The following is a 438-nucleotide window of genomic DNA, read 5'->3' as shown; positions in this document are numbered from 1 at the left end:
GCAGAACGCGGCTAAATTGTCTATTGATCCGGCTCGTCCCACTCAAACGTTAGAGCTGATCGGCATCACTTCAGCGCTTCACGGCAAGCGCTTTACTATGAGCGAGCGCCAGATACTTCTCACAAACGGTATCGCCACCGAGTACACGGAATCCGGTTACATGAGAGTGGAAAGAGCCGTCACGACTTATCAAAAGAACCGTTTTGGAGATGAGGATAACTCGTATCTGGATTCCGAGACTCTGCACACACTGGCTTACATCATTCGAGCTTTGAGAAGCTGTATTACGAGCAAATATCCTCGTCACAAGCTCGCAAGTGACGGCACCCGCTTCGGAGCCGGTCAGGCAGTGGTTACACCGTCCATTATCCGCGGCGAACTTATCGCTATGTATACCAAGCTCGAGGACAAGGCGATTGTAGAAAACGCTGATTTGTT

1 protein-coding gene is annotated in these 438 nt (G+C 50.5%); it reads left to right on the top strand.

Annotated features, from left to right (window positions below):
- A partial coding sequence (locus E5987_RS13600; protein WP_277613510.1) for a phage tail sheath C-terminal domain-containing protein occupies positions 1 to 438 on the top strand: 438 nt, incomplete at both ends.

Origin of the sequence: Parasutterella muris, from assembly GCF_009767915.1 — a bacterium.
GTDB lineage: Bacteria > Pseudomonadota > Gammaproteobacteria > Burkholderiales > Burkholderiaceae_F > Parasutterella > Parasutterella muris.
Note: the sequence above shows the minus strand (reverse complement) of the source record. Positions and strands in the feature narration are given on the sequence as shown.